The organism is Streptomyces atratus (assembly GCF_900119365.1).
Lineage (GTDB): Bacteria > Actinomycetota > Actinomycetes > Streptomycetales > Streptomycetaceae > Streptomyces > Streptomyces atratus_B.
Genome location: NZ_FPJO01000005.1, coordinates 38,559 through 53,030 on the forward strand (window position 1 = coordinate 38,559; position 14,472 = coordinate 53,030).

General features: G+C 71.2%; 16 protein-coding genes. 7 read left to right on the forward strand and 9 right to left on the reverse strand.

Features of this window, described 5'->3' with window-relative positions; all coding sequences use genetic code 11:
• Positions 1-35 precede the first annotated feature (35 nt).
• Both BT364_RS11055 and BT364_RS11060 read right to left on the reverse strand, forming a co-directional pair.
• Positions 36-386 (reverse strand): hypothetical protein, encoded by a 351-nt coding sequence (locus BT364_RS11055; RefSeq protein WP_143166473.1) that lies wholly within the window; start codon positions 384-386, stop codon positions 36-38.
• A 94-nt stretch (positions 387-480) separates the two neighbouring features.
• The gene (locus BT364_RS11060) at positions 481-957 is read right to left on the reverse strand and encodes a macro domain-containing protein (protein WP_072484979.1); all 477 of its coding nucleotides are present in this window, start codon (positions 955-957) and stop codon (positions 481-483) included.
• Between the two features lie 142 nt (positions 958-1,099).
• Between BT364_RS11060 and BT364_RS11065 the strand changes: the two genes are divergently transcribed.
• Entirely contained in the window at positions 1,100-1,831 is a 732-nt protein-coding gene (locus BT364_RS11065; protein ID WP_072484980.1) for a MerR family transcriptional regulator, read from the forward strand.
• 34 nt (positions 1,832-1,865) lie between these two features.
• On the opposite strand, the gene BT364_RS11070 is transcribed toward BT364_RS11065, so the two are convergent.
• The 4 genes from BT364_RS11070 to BT364_RS11085 all read right to left on the reverse strand — a co-directional run bounded on the left by BT364_RS11070 (position 1,866) and on the right by BT364_RS11085 (position 7,659).
• A complete protein-coding gene (locus BT364_RS11070; protein ID WP_072484981.1) occupies positions 1,866-4,037 on the reverse strand; it encodes a 3-hydroxyacyl-CoA dehydrogenase NAD-binding domain-containing protein in 2,172 nt (723 codons plus the stop codon).
• Positions 4,038-4,076: 39 nt separating this feature from the next.
• Complete coding sequence (locus tag BT364_RS11075) at positions 4,077-5,291, reverse strand: acetyl-CoA C-acetyltransferase (RefSeq protein ID WP_072484982.1); 1,215 nt, start codon at positions 5,289-5,291, stop codon at positions 4,077-4,079.
• Positions 5,292-5,326: 35 nt separating this feature from the next.
• Positions 5,327-6,469, reverse strand: coding sequence for an acyl-CoA dehydrogenase family protein (locus BT364_RS11080; RefSeq protein ID WP_072484983.1), 1,143 nt, complete (start codon positions 6,467-6,469; stop codon positions 5,327-5,329).
• A gap of 65 nt (positions 6,470-6,534) precedes the next feature.
• Entirely contained in the window at positions 6,535-7,659 is a 1,125-nt protein-coding gene (locus tag BT364_RS11085; protein WP_072484984.1) for a CaiB/BaiF CoA transferase family protein, read from the reverse strand.
• A 205-nt stretch (positions 7,660-7,864) separates the two neighbouring features.
• Here BT364_RS11085 and BT364_RS11090 point away from each other — a divergent pair, with 205 nt between their 5' ends.
• Positions 7,865-9,055 (forward strand): saccharopine dehydrogenase family protein, encoded by a 1,191-nt coding sequence (locus BT364_RS11090; RefSeq protein ID WP_072484985.1) that lies wholly within the window; start codon positions 7,865-7,867, stop codon positions 9,053-9,055.
• A 228-nt stretch (positions 9,056-9,283) separates the two neighbouring features.
• Positions 9,284-10,225, forward strand: a complete 942-nt coding sequence (locus BT364_RS11095) for a peptidoglycan-binding protein (protein WP_072484986.1) — start codon at positions 9,284-9,286, stop codon at positions 10,223-10,225.
• 9 nt (positions 10,226-10,234) lie between these two features.
• Here the strand turns inward: BT364_RS11095 and mmpA are convergent, their stop codons facing one another.
• Both mmpA and BT364_RS11100 read right to left on the reverse strand, forming a co-directional pair.
• A complete protein-coding gene (gene mmpA, locus BT364_RS41450; protein ID WP_177328089.1) occupies positions 10,235-10,378 on the reverse strand; it encodes a morphogenic membrane protein MmpA in 144 nt (47 codons plus the stop codon).
• A gap of 49 nt (positions 10,379-10,427) precedes the next feature.
• A complete protein-coding gene (locus BT364_RS11100) occupies positions 10,428-11,105 on the reverse strand; it encodes an endonuclease V (protein WP_072484987.1) in 678 nt (225 codons plus the stop codon).
• 96 nt (positions 11,106-11,201) lie between these two features.
• Here BT364_RS11100 and BT364_RS11105 point away from each other — a divergent pair, with 96 nt between their 5' ends.
• The gene (locus tag BT364_RS11105; RefSeq protein ID WP_072484988.1) at positions 11,202-11,501 is read left to right on the forward strand and encodes a YciI family protein; all 300 of its coding nucleotides are present in this window, start codon (positions 11,202-11,204) and stop codon (positions 11,499-11,501) included.
• A 62-nt stretch (positions 11,502-11,563) separates the two neighbouring features.
• On the opposite strand, the gene BT364_RS11110 is transcribed toward BT364_RS11105, so the two are convergent.
• Positions 11,564-12,664, reverse strand: a complete 1,101-nt coding sequence (locus BT364_RS11110) for a WD40/YVTN/BNR-like repeat-containing protein (protein WP_177328090.1) — start codon at positions 12,662-12,664, stop codon at positions 11,564-11,566.
• A 175-nt stretch (positions 12,665-12,839) separates the two neighbouring features.
• On the opposite strand from BT364_RS11110, the gene BT364_RS11115 reads away from it, so the two are divergent.
• The 3 genes from BT364_RS11115 (at position 12,840) to BT364_RS11130 (ending at position 14,367) form a co-directional block, all read left to right on the forward strand.
• Complete coding sequence (locus BT364_RS11115; RefSeq protein ID WP_072484990.1) at positions 12,840-13,256, forward strand: spore wall synthesis regulator SsgD; 417 nt, start codon at positions 12,840-12,842, stop codon at positions 13,254-13,256.
• A 290-nt stretch (positions 13,257-13,546) separates the two neighbouring features.
• On the forward strand, positions 13,547-14,164 hold the full coding sequence (locus BT364_RS11125; protein WP_256259700.1) for a DUF5753 domain-containing protein: 618 nt from the start codon (positions 13,547-13,549) through the stop codon (positions 14,162-14,164).
• A gap of 11 nt (positions 14,165-14,175) precedes the next feature.
• Positions 14,176-14,367 carry a hypothetical protein gene (locus BT364_RS11130; protein ID WP_072484992.1) on the forward strand — a complete coding sequence of 64 codons (192 nt, stop codon included), beginning with the start codon at positions 14,176-14,178 and terminating at the stop codon, positions 14,365-14,367.
• Positions 14,368-14,472 lie beyond the last annotated feature (105 nt).

Here is a 14,472-nt window from a genome sequence, read left to right on the forward strand (position 1 = left end):
GATGCCCGCGACCACATCGGCGGTCTTGGAGACCTTCACCTCGGTCGGTCCGTCTGCGGGTACATGGCGCGCGTGGAGTCGACGAGCGTGTACGAGCCGTCCGGCTCCTTGTTGACGTCCGGCTTCGCCTCGGTGCCGTCGACGCGTACGCCCGTCCCCTGCGCGGGCGACGCGTCGGCCGCGTCGGTGATCGGCAGCCGGTCCGTGACGGATATGTGCCGGCCCTGGGCGACACAGGAGGCCAGCACGCCCGCGGTCGCCGGATGCTCCAGCCATTCGCGTGCGACGACACTGCGCACGGTCACCCCGCGCCGCATCATCTCGGAGTCGGCCTCTTCGTGGTTGTCCTCGAAGCTGAGCACCGCGGGCACATGCCTGGCCGGCACCAGGACCCAACCCTCTTCCTGCCGCCCGTCGGCCGGGGTCAGGTTCTCCGGTGGATTTCCGCAGACCGAGGCCCCCGGGGACCAGGCCAGACCGCTAGTCGAAGTCGTAGACCGTCACCGGTATGTCCCGGCCGGTCAGCCGCTTCTCGATCAGGGGCTCGATCCGGGACCACTTCCCGCCCGCGAGCCCGCAGCCGATCCGCGGCATGTGGACCGAGGCCCCCAGCTCGCGGGCCCGTTCGGCCACCGCGTCCAGCCCCGTGTCGATCGCCTCGTAGCGCACCGGGACCCCGTTGCTGCCTGTACGCATCCCTCGCTGGCCCACCATGTTCGCCACCCAGATGTACGGGCTCACCTGCACGAACTGCACCGCGCCGAGAGCGAAGTCGTTGTCCGCGCGCTCCCGGTGCCATCGCCGGTAGGACGCTTCGGGTTCGGGCCAGCGGCGCGAGAGTGCCAGGACGAATCCCTTGCCCCAGCCGCCCAGGTCGTTGCAGACGTGGACGATCAGCTTGACGCCCTTGCCGTGGGGCGCCGTCGCATCCCCCTGCACGTACATGATCTCGGACATGGCAACAGGCTAAGGGCTGTCCCGTAGGCGGCGCCTCTGACAACCGGGCACTTTCACATCAATGGTGAGACAGCAATACTGTTGCACCGGGTGGATCACGCGCGCTGCGGATCGCCCTCAGGGCCGGACACGAGGAGCAGATATGGCGACCGGGGCCGAGGAACCTACGCTCACCGTCGACGAGCTGGCGGCGCGCGCCGGGGTGACCGTGCGTACGGTGCGTTTCTACAGCACTCGCGGGCTGCTGCCGCCCCCGGTCATCGGACCGCGCCGGGTGGGGCACTACGGACACGACCACCTGTCCCGGCTGGCGCTCATCGAGGAGCTCCAGCACCAGGGCATGACGCTGGCCGCCATCGAACGCTATCTGGAGCAGCTGCCGCCGGACCTGAGCGCGCATGACCTGGCGATCCACCGGGCCCTGGTGGCGTCCTGGGCACCGGACTCGGCGGAGGACGCGACGCGGGCGGAGCTGGAGAGGCGAGCCGGCCGGGCGCTGACCGGGCAGGACATCGCGCGGCTGGCCGCGATGGGGGTGCTGGAGCGCGCGGAGCCGGTCGACGGCTGCTACCGGGTGGACCCGGGGCTGCTGCGGCTCGGGATCGAGCTGCTCGGCGTGCCGATCGCGCACGAGACGATCCTGGCCGCCCGCACGGTTCTGCTGGAGCACTCCCGGTCCGCCGCACAGGAGCTGACCCGGCTGTTCCGGGACGAGGTGTGGGGTCCGTACCGGGAGCGGGAGTCGGACCCCGAGCACGTGGCGGCGATGAAGTCGCTGTCGGCCCATATGCAGCCGATGGTGATCCAGGCGCTGGTGACCGCGTTCCAGCGGTCGCTGAAGGAAGAGCTGCGGGCCGCGTTCACGACGGAGTGAACACGGCCCGCGGGATGGGCGTCAGTCGTGGGGCTCAGTCGTGGAAGGTCTCGCCCTTCTCGGCCTTCTCCACGAGCAGCGCGGGCGGCAGGAAGCGGTCGCCGTACCGCTCCGCGAGCTCCCGGGCGCGGGCGACGAAGCCGGGCAGGCCGCCCTCGTACCCGTTGATGTACTGGAGCACACCGCCGGTCCACGGCGGGAAGCCGATGCCCATGATGGAGCCGATGTTGGCGTCGGCGACCGAGACGAGGACGTTCTCCTCCAGGCAGCGGACACTGTCCAGAGCCTCGGAGAACAGCATCCGCTCCTTCATGTCGATGAAGGGGATGTCCGAGTCGGACTTCGTGAAGTGCTCCCGCAGTCCGGGCCAGAGGCGGGTGCGCCTGCCGTTCTCGTCGTACTCGTAGAAGCCCGCGCCGCCGCTGCGTCCCGGCCGTTCGAACTCGTCGACCATCCGGTCGATGACCGCGTCCGAGGGGTGTCCGGCCCAGGTGCCGCCGGTCTCCTCGACGGCCCGGCGGGTCTCGTTGCGGATCTTGCGGGGCAGGGTGAGCGTCAGCTCGTCCATCAGGGAGAGCACCTTGGCCGGGTACCCCGACTGTGCCGCGGCCTGCTCGACGGACGCGGGCTCGACGCCCTCGCCGACCATGGCGACGCCCTCGTTGATGAACTGGCCGATGACGCGAGAGGTGAAGAAGCCGCGCGAGTCGTTGACGACGATCGGGGTCTTCTTGATCCGGCGGACCAGGTCGAAGGCACGGGCCAGGGCCTCGTCGCCGGTCCGCTCGCCCTTGATGATCTCGACCAGCGGCATCTTGTCCACGGGCGAGAAGAAGTGCAGCCCGATGAAGTCGGCCGGGCGCTCCACACCTTCGGCGAGGACGGTGATGGGCAGGGTCGAGGTGTTGGAGCAGAGCAGCGCGTCCGGCTCGATGATGTCCTGGATCTCCTGGAACACCTTGTGCTTGAGCGCGGTGTCCTCGAAGACGGCCTCGATGACGGCGTCGCAGCCCGCGAGATCGGCCGGGTCGCCGGTCGCGGTGATCCGGGCCAGCAGTTCGTCGCGCTCGGCCTCGGTGGTGCGGCCCCGGGAGAGCGCCTTGTCGAGGAGTTTCTCGCTGTACTCCTTGCCCTTGGCCGCGGCCTCGGTGGAGACGTCCTTGAGCACGACCTCGATACCGGCCCGCGCACAGGAGTACGCGATGCCCGCGCCCATCATCCCGGCGCCGAGCACGGCGACCTTGTTGACCTGGCGCTCCTCGATGCCCTTGGGGCGGCTGGCACCGGAGTTGACGGCCTGGAGGTCGAAGAAGAACGCCTGGATCATGTTCTTCGCGACCTGGCCGGTGACCAGCTCGGTGAAGTAGCGGGCCTCGATGGTCAGCGCGGTCTCGAAGTCGACCTGGGAGCCCTCGACGGCGGCTGCGAGGATGTTGCGGGGCGCGGGCATCGGGGCGCCCGCGAGCTGCTTCTTCAGGTTGGACGGGAACGCCGGCAGGTTGGCGGCGAACTTCGGGTTGGACGGGGTGCCGCCGGGGATCCTGTACCCCTTGACGTCCCAGGGCTGCTGGGACTCGGGGTTGGCGTCGATGAAGGCGCGGGCCTTTTCGAGCATCTCCTCCCGGGTGGCGGCGACCTCGTGGACCAGGCCGTTCTCCAGGGCGCGCCGCGGGGTGTACTGGGTGCCCTGGAGGAGGACCTTCAGCAGCGCGTCGGCAATTCCCATGAGGCGTACGGTGCGGGTGACGCCGCCGCCGGCGGGCAGCAGGCCGAGGGTGACCTCGGGCAGGCCGATCCGGGAGCCGGGGGCGTCGAGGGCGACGCGGTGGTGCGAGGCGAGCGCGATCTCGTAACCGCCGCCGAGCGCGGCGCCGTTGATGGCGGCGACGACGGGCTTGCCGAGGGTCTCGATGCGGCGCAGCGAGTTCTTGATGGCGGTGCCGGTGTCGAAGGCCTGCTGGGCGTTCTCGGGACCGACCTTGATCATGTCCTTGAGGTCGCCGCCCGCGAAGAAGGTCTTCTTGGCGGAGGTGTAGATGATGCCGCGGATGGAGTCCTTCTCGGCCTCGGCGCGGTCGGCGACGGCCGCGATGGAGTCCTTGAAGGCCTGGTTCATCGTGTTGGCGGACTGGTCGGGATCGTCGAGTACAAGGGTGACGACGCCGGTCTCGTCCTGTTCCCAGCGGATGGTCGTGCTCTCGGTCATGTGCTCTTCTTCTCCGTAAGCAGGGGTGGCCGGGGACGGTCAGAGACGCTCGATGACGGTGGCGATGCCCATGCCGCCGCCGACGCAGAGGGTGGCGAGGCCGTACCGCTGGTCGCGGCGCTCCAGTTCGTCGATGAGGGTGCCGAGAATCATCGCGCCGGTGGCACCGAGCGGGTGGCCGAGGGCGATGGCGCCGCCGTTGACGTTGATCTTGTCGAGCGGGAGGTCCATGTCCCGGGCGAAGCGGAGCACGACTCCGGCGAACGCCTCGTTGATCTCGACGAGGTCGATGTCGTCGATGGTCAGCCCGGCCTTGGCAAGAGCCTTGCGGGTGGCGGGCGCGGGGCCGGTCAGCATGATGGTCGGCTCGGAGCCGGAGACGGCGGCGGAGACGATCCGGGCGCGCGGCGTGAGCCCGTAGCGCTCGCCGACCTCGTTGTTGCCGATCGCGACGAGCGCGGCGCCGTCGACGATGCCGGAGGAGTTGCCCGCGTGGTGGACGTGGTCGATCTTCTCGACCCAGTGGTACTTCTGCAGCGCCACCGCGTCGAAGCCGCCCATCTCGCCGATCGCGGCGAAGGAGGGCTTGAGCGCGGCGAGCGAGTCGGCGGTGGTGCCGGGCCGCATGTGCTCGTCGCGGTCGAGCACGACGAGGCCGTTGCGGTCCTTGACGGGGACGACGGAACGCGCGAAGCGGCCTTCCTTCCACGCTTCGGCGGCGCGTTCCTGGGAGAGGGCGGCGAACTCGTCGACGTCGCGGCGGGAGAAGCCCTCGATGGTGGCGATGAGGTCGGCGCCGACGCCCTGCGGGGCGAAGCCGGTCTCGAAGTTGGTCATCGGGTCCATCGCCCAGGCACCGCCGTCCGAGCCCATCGGGACCCGGGACATCGACTCGACGCCGCCCGCGAGCACCAGGTCCTCCCAGCCCGAACGGACCTTGGCGGCGGCCAGGTTGACGGCCTCCAGACCCGAGGCACAGAAGCGGTTCTCCTGGACGCCGGCGACGGTGTCCGGGAGGCCGGCCGCGATGGCGGCGATCCGGGCGATGTCGGAGCCCTGGTCGCCGAGCGGGCTGACCACGCCGAGGACGATGTCGTCGATGGCCGCCGGGTCGAGGCCGGGGAAGCGGCTGCGCAGCTCGTGGATGAGGCCGACGACGAGGTCGATCGGCTTGGTGCCGTGCAGGGCGCCATTGGCCTTGCCGCGGCCGCGCGGGGTGCGGATCGCCTCGTAGACAAACGCTTCGGTACTCAAGACAGCAGCCTTTCGGGGGTGGTTGTGCGACAGGGTCAGGCGAGCAGCGAGCGGCCGATGATCTCCTTCATGATCTCGGTCGTGCCGCCGTAGATGGTCTGGATGCGGCCGTCGGTGAATGCCTTGGCGACCGGATACTCCGCCATGTAGCCGTATCCGCCGTGGAGTTGGAGGCAGCGGTCGGCGACGCGCTTCTGCAGTTCGGTGGCCCACCACTTGGCCATCGAGGCGTGCACGGCGTCGAGGGTCCCGTCGGAGTGGTCGACGATGCAGCGGTCGATGAAGGTGCGGGTGACGGCACACTCGGTGGCCATCTCGGCGATCTCGAACCTGATGTGCTGGAGCTTGGAGAGCGGGCGTCCGAAGGCCTCGCGCTCCTTGACGTACCGCGTGGTGATCTCCAGCAGGTGTTCGGCCGCGGCGATCCCGGCGACCGCTATGCCCATCCGTTCCTGCGCGAGATTGGTCATCAGGTGGATGAAGGCGCCGTCCCGCTCGCCGAGCAGGTTCTCCTTGGGGACGCGGACGTCGTTGAAGAACAGCTCGGCGGTGTCCTGGGACTTCTGGCCGATCTTGTCGAGGTTGCGGCCCCGTTCGAAGCCCTCCGCGCCCCGTTCGACGACGATCAGCGAGAGCCCCTTGGCGCCGCCCTCGGGGGTGGTCTTCGCCACGACGACCACCAGGTCGGCGAGGATGCCGTTGGAGATGAAGGTCTTGGACCCGTTGAGCAGCCAGTGGTCGCCCTTGTCCTCGGCGGCGGTACGGATGCCCTGGAGGTCGGAGCCGGCGCCGGGTTCGGTCATGGCGATGGCGGTGATGGTCTCGCCGCTGCAGAAGCCGGGCAGCCAGCGCCGCTTCTGCTCGTCGGTGCCGAGGCCGGTGAGGTAGGGGCCGATGATGTCGTTGTGCAGCCCGAGCGCGAGGCCGGGCGCACCGGCCCGGGTGAACTCCTCGGCGAGTACGGCGCTGTACCGGAAGTCGGTGTTGCCGCCGCCCCCGTACTCCTCGGGTACGGCGAAGCCCAGAAGCCCCTGCCGGCCGGCCGCGAGCCAGGCCTCGCGCGAGACGATCCCGTCCTTCTCCCACTGCTCGTAGTGCGGGAGGACCTCCTTGGTGAGGAAGGTGCGCACGGTCTCGCGGAACGCGTCGTGCTCGTCGGTGAAGATCTGCCGCTGCACTGGGGTCCTCCTGGGGCCGGTTCTTGACGGGGGAAGGGGCCGGGCCGGTGGGGGCCCGGCGGGGATCACGGCCTGGCGATGCCGGGTACGTCCCAGTCGGCGGCGACGGCCTCGGTGTCCGCGCCGGGCCGCGCGGGCCCGCCGCGCACGGAGACGGGGGTCGCGGAGAAGCGGGGTGCGGGCGCGGGCTGGGTGAGCCCGTCGTGCTCGACGAAGGTGGAGCGGGCGGCGATGTGGGGGTGGTGGGGCGCCTCGCGGAGCGAGAGTACGGGGGCGACACAGGCGTCCGACCCTTCGAACACCTCGGTCCACTCGGCACGCGTACGGGTCCGGAACCGGTCGGCGACGACGGTGCGCAGCTCCTCCCACCGGCCGATGTCGCCCCGGTCCGGGGCCTCGTCCCCGATCCCGAGGAGCCTGCGGAACTCCTCGTAGAACCGCTGCTCCAGCGGCCCGACCGCCATGTACTGGCCGTCGGAGGTCTCGTACGTGCCGTAGAACGGGCAGCCGCCGTCCAGGAGGTTGGAGCCGCGCCGGTCCTGCCAGCCGCCGGCCGCCAGCATTCCGTGGATCATCATGGCGAGATGGGCTGCGCCGTCGACGATCGCCGCGTCCACGACCTGGCCCCGGCCGCCGGGGGTGCGGGCGTGCTGGAGGGCGGCGAGCACACCGACGACGAGATAGAGCGAGCCGCCCGCGTAGTCCCCGATGAGATTGGCCGGGACGGTGGGCGGCTCGCCGGGCTTGCCGATCACGGAGAGGGTGCCGGTGAGCGCGATGTAGGCGATGTCGTGACCGGCCCGCTCGGCCAGCGGTCCGTCCTGGCCCCAGCCGGTCATCCGCCCGTACACGAGCCGCGGATTGCGGGCCAGCGCGGCGTCGGGCCCGACGCCGAGGCGTTCGGCGACGCCCGGCCGGTAGCCCTCGATCAGGATGTCGGCGCGCTCGACCAGATCGAGCACCCTGGCGGCTCCGCCCTCGGCCTTGAGGTCGACGAGCACGGAGCGCTTGTTGCGGTTGGTGAGGTCGTACGCGGGGTCGATGCCCAGCCCCGCGCCGCCGGGCCGGTCGACCCTGACGACATCGGCGCCGAGGTCGGCAAGGAGCATCGCGGCGAACGGACCGGGTCCGATGCCGGCCAGTTCGACCACCCGCACCCCTGCCAGCGGGCCGTGCTCTGTCGTTGCCATCAAGCCCCCAGCGGTATGACACAACTGATGTAACATCGATGATGCTAAGAACGCACCGCGCTCCGCACAACCCCTTAGGCCGAGCAAGCGCTTAGTTCTTCCTCCGGGATCCTCCCCCACCGGGGCCGCCCTGCCGCGCACCGCCACGAACCCCTCCGCTAGCCTCTGCCTGCCACATCGGCACCGGCCCCCCGGGGAGGCACTCATGAACAGGCAGAACGGGGCACAACGCCCCTATGACGTGGTTCTCTTCGGCGCCACCGGTTTCGTGGGCGCTCTCACCGCCGAGTATCTGGCCGCCCACGCACCCTCCGGCTGCCGCTGGGCCCTGGCCGGACGGAACCGGGCCAAGCTGGAACGCCTGCGCGAGCGTCTCGCCGCGGTCGAGCCGCTCTGCGCGGACCTCCCGCTGCTGCACGCCGACGCCGACGACGAGCACTCGCTGCGCGAACTCGCCGAATCCGCCCATGTGGTGGCCACCACGGTGGGCCCCTATGTCTGGTACGGCGAGAAGCTGGTCGCGGCCTGCGCCCAGGCGGGGACGGACTACACGGACCTCACCGGTGAGGCCGAGTTCGTGGACCGGATGTATCTGGAGCACGACGTGCGGGCCCGCGAGAGGGGCGCCCGGATCGTGCACGCCTGCGGTTTCGACTCCGTACCGCACGACCTCGGGGTGTACTTCACCGTCCAGCAGCTGCCGCAGGGCGTGCCGCTGACCGTCGACGGCTTCGTGCGCAGCAGCGCCGTCTTCTCCGGCGGTACGTTCGCCTCGGTGCTCACCGCGATGGGCCGCGGCCCGCGGCTGCTGCGCGCCGCTCGGGAACGCCGACTGCACGAACCGCGGCTGGTCGCCCGCCGGGCCCGTGCCCCGCTCGGCGCCCCGCACTTCAGCACGGAGACCGGCACCTGGGCGCTCCCGCTGCCGACGCTGGACCCGCAGGTCGTCCAGCGCTCGGCGCGGGCACTCGACCGCTACGGCCCCGACTTCCGCTACCGCCACTTCGCCTCGGTGCGGCATCTGCCGGTGGCCCTCGGCGGCACGGCCGCGGCCGGCGCGCTCCTGGGCGCCGCACAGATTCCGGCGGCCCGGTCCTGGCTGATGGACCGGTACGAGCCGGGCAGGGGGCCGGACGCGGAGCGTCGGCGGCGCAGCTGGTTCACCGTGCGCTTCGTCGGTACGGGCGGCGGGCACCGGGTCTTCACCGAGGTCTCGGGCGGGGATCCCGGCTACGACGAGACGGCGAAGATGCTCGCCCAGTCCGCGCTCTGTCTCGCCCTGGACGAGCTCCCGCCGACATCGGGGCAGGTCACCACGGCCGCCGCGATGGGTGACGCGCTGCTGGAGCGGCTGCGCTCGGCCGGTGTGCGCTTCCGGGTCGCCTCCGCCCGCTGAGCCGAGGCCCGGGGCGGCACCCACTCGTTCGGGTGATGTCCGACGCGGGCCCCTGTCTCCTCGTTCCCCGGGGGAGCGGGCCGTGGCACGCTTCGCGGGCTCCTCGGCGGCGCGGCACGGATCGGCGCTTTCACTACGCTCTGCGTCCCACAGGTCGACGCACCCGGGCATGCTCCCGATGCACGGCTCTGACCTGCGGCTATGCACACAGAGAGTCGGGGAAGAACAATGACGGACAACACTGTGGCGGGTCACGAGGAACAGCCGGGGCGGGCACTCGCCGGGTTACTGCGGAACTGGTGGGAGTCGTCGGCGCGCGACGGCCGCGAGAAACCCACTCAGCAGTCCCTCGCCAAGCGGCTGGGGATCGACCAGACCACCCTGTCGCGCTATCTGAATCCCGCTCACGCCTCCAACGCCCCGTGCCGGATCGTCGAGCAGCTGCACTCGGTGCTGCGGGCCCCGGCCGGTGACCTGGACCCGGCGCTCGCCCTGGCGCAGGCGGCCGGGAAACGCCCGGCGGCCACGGCGGCGCCCGGCCCGGCGCCCGCACCCGCCGGGCCGGCCGGCAATCGCGAAGCGGCCGCCCACTGGTGGGGCCGCTCCCCCATCAGGTTCCCGTCCCTCGCCGTCGCGTCGCTTCTCCTGCTCGCGCTCGGCTGTTCCGTGTGGTGGCTGGTGCCGGCCGGCGGACAGAGCGACGCCAAGGCCACGGCGCACGTGTCGGACCGTCCGTCGGAAGGCACGGACTGGCCACTGGCCCGCAAGGGCAATGTGCTCTGGAAGGCGCGTACGGTGCAGCTGCTGCTGCGCGCGAACGGCTTCGACGTGAAGGTCGACGCCGACTACGGTCCGGCCACGGCCCAGGCCGTCAAGGAGTTCCAGGCCGCTCATGGCCTGACCCCGGACGGCAAGGTCGGAAAGGACACCTGGCCGTTGCTGATCGTCACGGTCGACTCGCGCACGACGAAGCCCGACGCCGTCACGGCGGTGCAGTACCTGCTGCACCACGCCGGGGTGCCGACCGACAGCACCGGTACGTACACCCTCGCGACCATGCGGTCCCTGAAGGAGTTCCAGGAGTCCCGGAACCTGCCCGTGACGGGCGTCGGGGACGAGGTCACCTGGCGCGCCCTGCTCAACGCCCAGGGGCCGGACCTGCACAAATAGCCGCGGGGCTCAGAGCGCCCAGGACACCAGCGTGCAGATCATCGAGACGGCCCAGACCGCTCCCGCGATCATGCCGAGTGTCATCCCGACCGCGACCCGGCGCTGAGCGAGATAGACGGTACCGGGTCGTGTGGACGTTCGATGTTCGTTCATGCGTACCAGCTTGCCGGTCATGATCGGCAAACGGAATCCGTACGCATACTCAGGCGGTCGCCTCCCGCAGGGCCTTCCGGCAGAGCGAGTCGGCCCTGCGGGTGGTCTCCGGCTGACGGAAGTCACGGGCCAGCAGCAGGGTGTGGGCGCAGGCGTTGTCCAGGCTCGTCCGGTGTCCGACGGAGACGAAGACGGGTTTGACGCCGTCCTGGGTGCGCAGCGCCCGGCCCACTTCCTCCTCGCCGTCGAGCAGCGGCGACCGGTCGCCCCGGTGCGGGCCCGGCTGCTCGTACGAGAAGGTGAACGGGTTCTTGGCGACGCCGATCACCGGGAGACCGGTGAGCACCCCGAGGTGGCTGGCGAGCCCGAAGCGGCGCGGGTGTGCCCGGCCGTATCCGTCACAGATCACGAGTCCGGGGTCGACCGGAAGGGATTCGAGCGCGGCCAGCACGGTCGGGATCTCCCGGAAGGCGAGGAGACCGGGGACGTACGGGAAGGTGACCCGGCCGACGGCGGTGGTCTCGGCGACCACGTCGAAGGTCGCCCCGTCGAGGACGACCGCCGCCGCGACGACGACATCGCGCTCGTCGTCGTAGGCGACGTCGACCCCCGTGACCCGGCCGGTGCCGGGCGGCGGACCGGCTTCGTCGAGCACCACGCGGGCGCGCAGGGCGTCCTGGACGGCTCGGGCTTCGGCCTCGTCGGCGGGCATTGCAAGGTTTGTCATGGTGCAGTCGAGTCTAAGGGCGGCGCCCACGGCGGACGGCCGGGCCGCGGGACGGGGCAGGTCGTCCGCGGGGGCCCGTCCCGTAGCCTGGCGATCATGTTTGTACTCGAGCTGACCTACACCGCACCTGTCGAGCGCGTCGACGCGCTGCTCCAGGACCATGTCGCCTGGCTGGACACGCAGTACGCGGCCGGGGTGTTCATCGCGTCGGGCCGCAAGAATCCGCGCGACGGCGGGGTGATCCTGGCCGTCGGGGACGACCGCGAGCGGATCGAGAAGATCGTCGCGGAGGACCCGTTCACGGCGCAGGGCGTGTGCGCGTACCGGATCACGGAGTTCATCGCGACGAAGACCGCGGACGAACTCGCCCCGTACCGCGAGCAGTTGCCCGGATAGCGGAGCGCCTCCCCCGGAGCGGAACCCGCTCCGGGGGCATGCGAAAGGGACGCGGAACGGGCTCAGAGCCCCGCGCGCGCCACTCGTCCCTGCTCGCCCGCGGCCCAGCAGCCGCCGTCCGGTGTGCAGTCGACGGTGTCGTACGAGCCGGTGTCGACCGTGCGCCAGGTGCGGCCGCCGTCCGTCGTGAGGTCGGTGCCGGTCGGGCCGACCGCCAGCGCGCCGGACCTGCTGTGCGGCAGCCACGCGACGCCCGAGCGGTAGGCGGCCGGCGGGGTGGTGGCCTGCCGCCAGGAGCGGCCGCCGTCGCCCGTCACGGCCGCGGCGTCCGGCGACGGCTCGCCGGCCCGGTAGTCGCCGCCGACCGCTATGCCGTGGTGGCGGTCACGGAAGGCCAGGCCGAAGACGCCGCGGGCCGGGTCGCCGGCCGGGATCGTCGATTCGGCCGCGGTCCAGGTCAGCCCGCGGTCGGCGGAGTGCAGCACCCGTGCGGTGGCGGCGCCGCCGGTCGCCAGCCAGACGTCCCGGGGGCCCGACGAGACCAGGCACTGGCCACTGGCGGCGAATCCGGCCTCACCGTCCTGCGCCCGCGGCATGCCCTCGGTGGGCAGCACCCGCCAGCTCCGGCCGCCGTCCGCGGTGGACAGGATGCGGTACTTCCCGTCCACGGGGTCGCTCATCGCCAGTCCGTGCCTGCTGTCGAAGAAGGTGAGGCAGTCGTAGAAGGCGCGCGCGTCGGTGTTGCGGAAGGACTCCTTCCAGGTCTCTCCCCCGTCGTCCGTGCGGAACACCCGGGAGGCCTCGCCCTCCCCGATGGCCAGCGCCACCGCGCGCCGGGCGTCGAAGGCCTCGATGTCGCGGAACTCCAGCGCCTCCTGCGCCGCACCGGGCGGTGACACGTCGCGCCAGTGCCGGCCGCCGTCGGTGGTGCGCAGCACCGTTCCCTTGGAACCCGCGGCCCAGGCGGTGCGACGGTCGACGGCGGCAAGTCCGCGGAAGCGTGCGTCGGTTCCGGTGTCGGTGAGCGTCCAGACCGGGCGCTCACCGGGTCGGTGCCGGTCCCACGGAGTGGCCGCGGCCGCCGGTGTGGCCAGTGTCGCGGTCAGCGCCGCGGCACAGAGTCCCCATGACATCAGTCGTCTCGTCTTCCCCTTGACTCTCATGGCGCTGGAAGCTAGCCCACGAGCTGTGCCCAGTCCAGGGCGCGCTGCCGGGAAGTGGCCGCGCGCGAGGGGGCGGTGACACAGCTCACGCCACCCTTCGGTGCACGGATGAGGGACTTCGGTCGTCTTTATCAGTGCCGGGAACCGTTCATCTGGCCGAGAAAGGGAGCAGGTCTTGTCCACCGTCATCCAGCAGTCCGTGCAGGCCCGCATGGTCGCATCCGCGCCGCGGATGGAGACCCTTCCCGCCACCCTGCAGTACGACCCGAAGGATCCGTTCACCGTCCGCATGGCGTTCCCCGCCCCGGCGACCCTGGAAGGCACCGAGGTCGCCTGGGAGTTCTCCCGCGAGCTGCTGGCGGCGGGGATGGACGGGGCGGCCGGCGTCGGGGACGTACGCGTCAGGCCGTTCGGCTACGACCGCACGGTCCTGGAGTTCCACGCCGCCGAGGGAATCGCGATGGTGCACGTCCGCACGGCGGAGTTGCGCCGTTTTCTGGGGCGGGCACAGGAAATGGTGCCGGTCGGCGACGAGCACCGGTTCCTGGATCTCGACCGCGCTCTGGCCGAGCTGCTCGGCGGTCCCTGCTGACCTCGCCTCCGACGGGCCGACTCCGCCGAGGGGACGACCAGGGCCCCGGGTGACCGGCCGGTGCCGGGATCACCTGTGGAGTAAGGCCCGGGCCTTGCAGCCGCCGGAGGGAGTCAGTGCGGGTGCAAGCCCCCAGTCCCCGCCGTGCGCGTCGACCGCGGCGGCAAGCAGCCACATGCTGTCGCTGCGCCGCTCCCGGCACTTCTCGGACTTCACGGCCGAGCCGTGGGACGGGTGCTGGTCGTAGAGGGTGATGCCCGGACACCGGGCTGGTCGACCTGCTCGCCACGATGACTCAGGAGCGCGCCAGGGGCTGGTGGGAGGAGCATCGCGGACTGCTGCTGCCCGCACTGCTCGACATCGCCGAACTCGAGTACCACGCAGTGGAGCTGGCCACCTCCACCACCACGCACATCCCCGGCCTGCTCCAGACCGAGGAGCACGCGCGGGCGGTCTTCGACAACGCCGATCCCCAACTCCCCGGACCCGACCTGATGGCCCGGCTCTCACTGCGGCTGCGCCGCCAGGAGGTGCTGAAGCGGGACCTCCCACCGATGTACGAGTCGGTGATCCACGAGGCGGCGCTGTGCATGCAGTTCGGCGGTCCGAAGGTGGCGCGGGCCCAGCTGGACCACATCGTCGAGCAGTCCGAGCGGGACCGGATCACGGTCCGGGTCATCCCGTTCGCGGCCGGCGGTTTCCCGGGCGCCGGACAGTCGTTCACCTATGCGGGCGCCGCGGTGCCGCAGCTCGACACCGTACAGCTCGATTCCTCGCACGGTTCGATGCTGCTGGACTCCGACATGCAACTGCGCCGCTACCGCGGCCTGTTGGAGCGTCTGCGCATGCTCGCACTGCCCGTGGGGGAATCGCGCGACTTCATCCGATCCATAGCCCATGACCTCTGAGGAGAGTGACCATGACCGACATCTGCTGGGACGAGGCCTTCCGCAGCGAGGGCGCCAACTGCTTCCGCTTCGGGGTCGACGACCAGGGCAGGGCCTGCATCGGCTCCACCACGGACGCCACCACCTATGTCAGCGACTCCGTGGAGGCGCTGCGGGCGCTGATCTCCGCGGTGAAGTCCGGCGCGGCGGACCACCTGCTCTGACCGCGCGCCCGACCGTACCCGCGCCCCCGCAAGCGTCGGCTCCGAGTACGCCGACAGCTCAGAGCACCCGCGACCGGGGGCCGACCGACCCCGGCATGCGTACGT

Excerpts from the sequence above, each read along its gene's own strand:
- BT364_RS11125 (WP_256259700.1), top strand. The coding sequence starts at position 13,547 with ATGACTCAGGAGCGCGCCAGGGGCTGGTGGGAGGAGCATCGCGGACTG.
- BT364_RS11110 (WP_177328090.1), bottom strand. The coding sequence starts at position 12,664 with ATGAGAGTCAAGGGGAAGACGAGACGACTGATGTCATGGGGACTCTGT.
- BT364_RS11130 (WP_072484992.1), top strand. The coding sequence starts at position 14,176 with ATGACCGACATCTGCTGGGACGAGGCCTTCCGCAGCGAGGGCGCCAAC.
- BT364_RS11105 (WP_072484988.1), top strand. The coding sequence starts at position 11,202 with ATGTTTGTACTCGAGCTGACCTACACCGCACCTGTCGAGCGCGTCGAC.
- BT364_RS11060 (WP_072484979.1), bottom strand. The coding sequence starts at position 957 with ATGTCCGAGATCATGTACGTGCAGGGGGATGCGACGGCGCCCCACGGC.
- BT364_RS11070 (WP_072484981.1), bottom strand. The coding sequence starts at position 4,037 with ATGACCGAGAGCACGACCATCCGCTGGGAACAGGACGAGACCGGCGTC.
- BT364_RS11090 (WP_072484985.1), top strand. The coding sequence starts at position 7,865 with ATGAACAGGCAGAACGGGGCACAACGCCCCTATGACGTGGTTCTCTTC.
- BT364_RS11085 (WP_072484984.1), bottom strand. The coding sequence starts at position 7,659 with ATGGCAACGACAGAGCACGGCCCGCTGGCAGGGGTGCGGGTGGTCGAA.
- mmpA (WP_177328089.1), bottom strand. The coding sequence starts at position 10,378 with ATGAACGAACATCGAACGTCCACACGACCCGGTACCGTCTATCTCGCT.
- BT364_RS11095 (WP_072484986.1), top strand. The coding sequence starts at position 9,284 with ATGACGGACAACACTGTGGCGGGTCACGAGGAACAGCCGGGGCGGGCA.
- BT364_RS11100 (WP_072484987.1), bottom strand. The coding sequence starts at position 11,105 with ATGACAAACCTTGCAATGCCCGCCGACGAGGCCGAAGCCCGAGCCGTC.
- BT364_RS11065 (WP_072484980.1), top strand. The coding sequence starts at position 1,100 with ATGGCGACCGGGGCCGAGGAACCTACGCTCACCGTCGACGAGCTGGCG.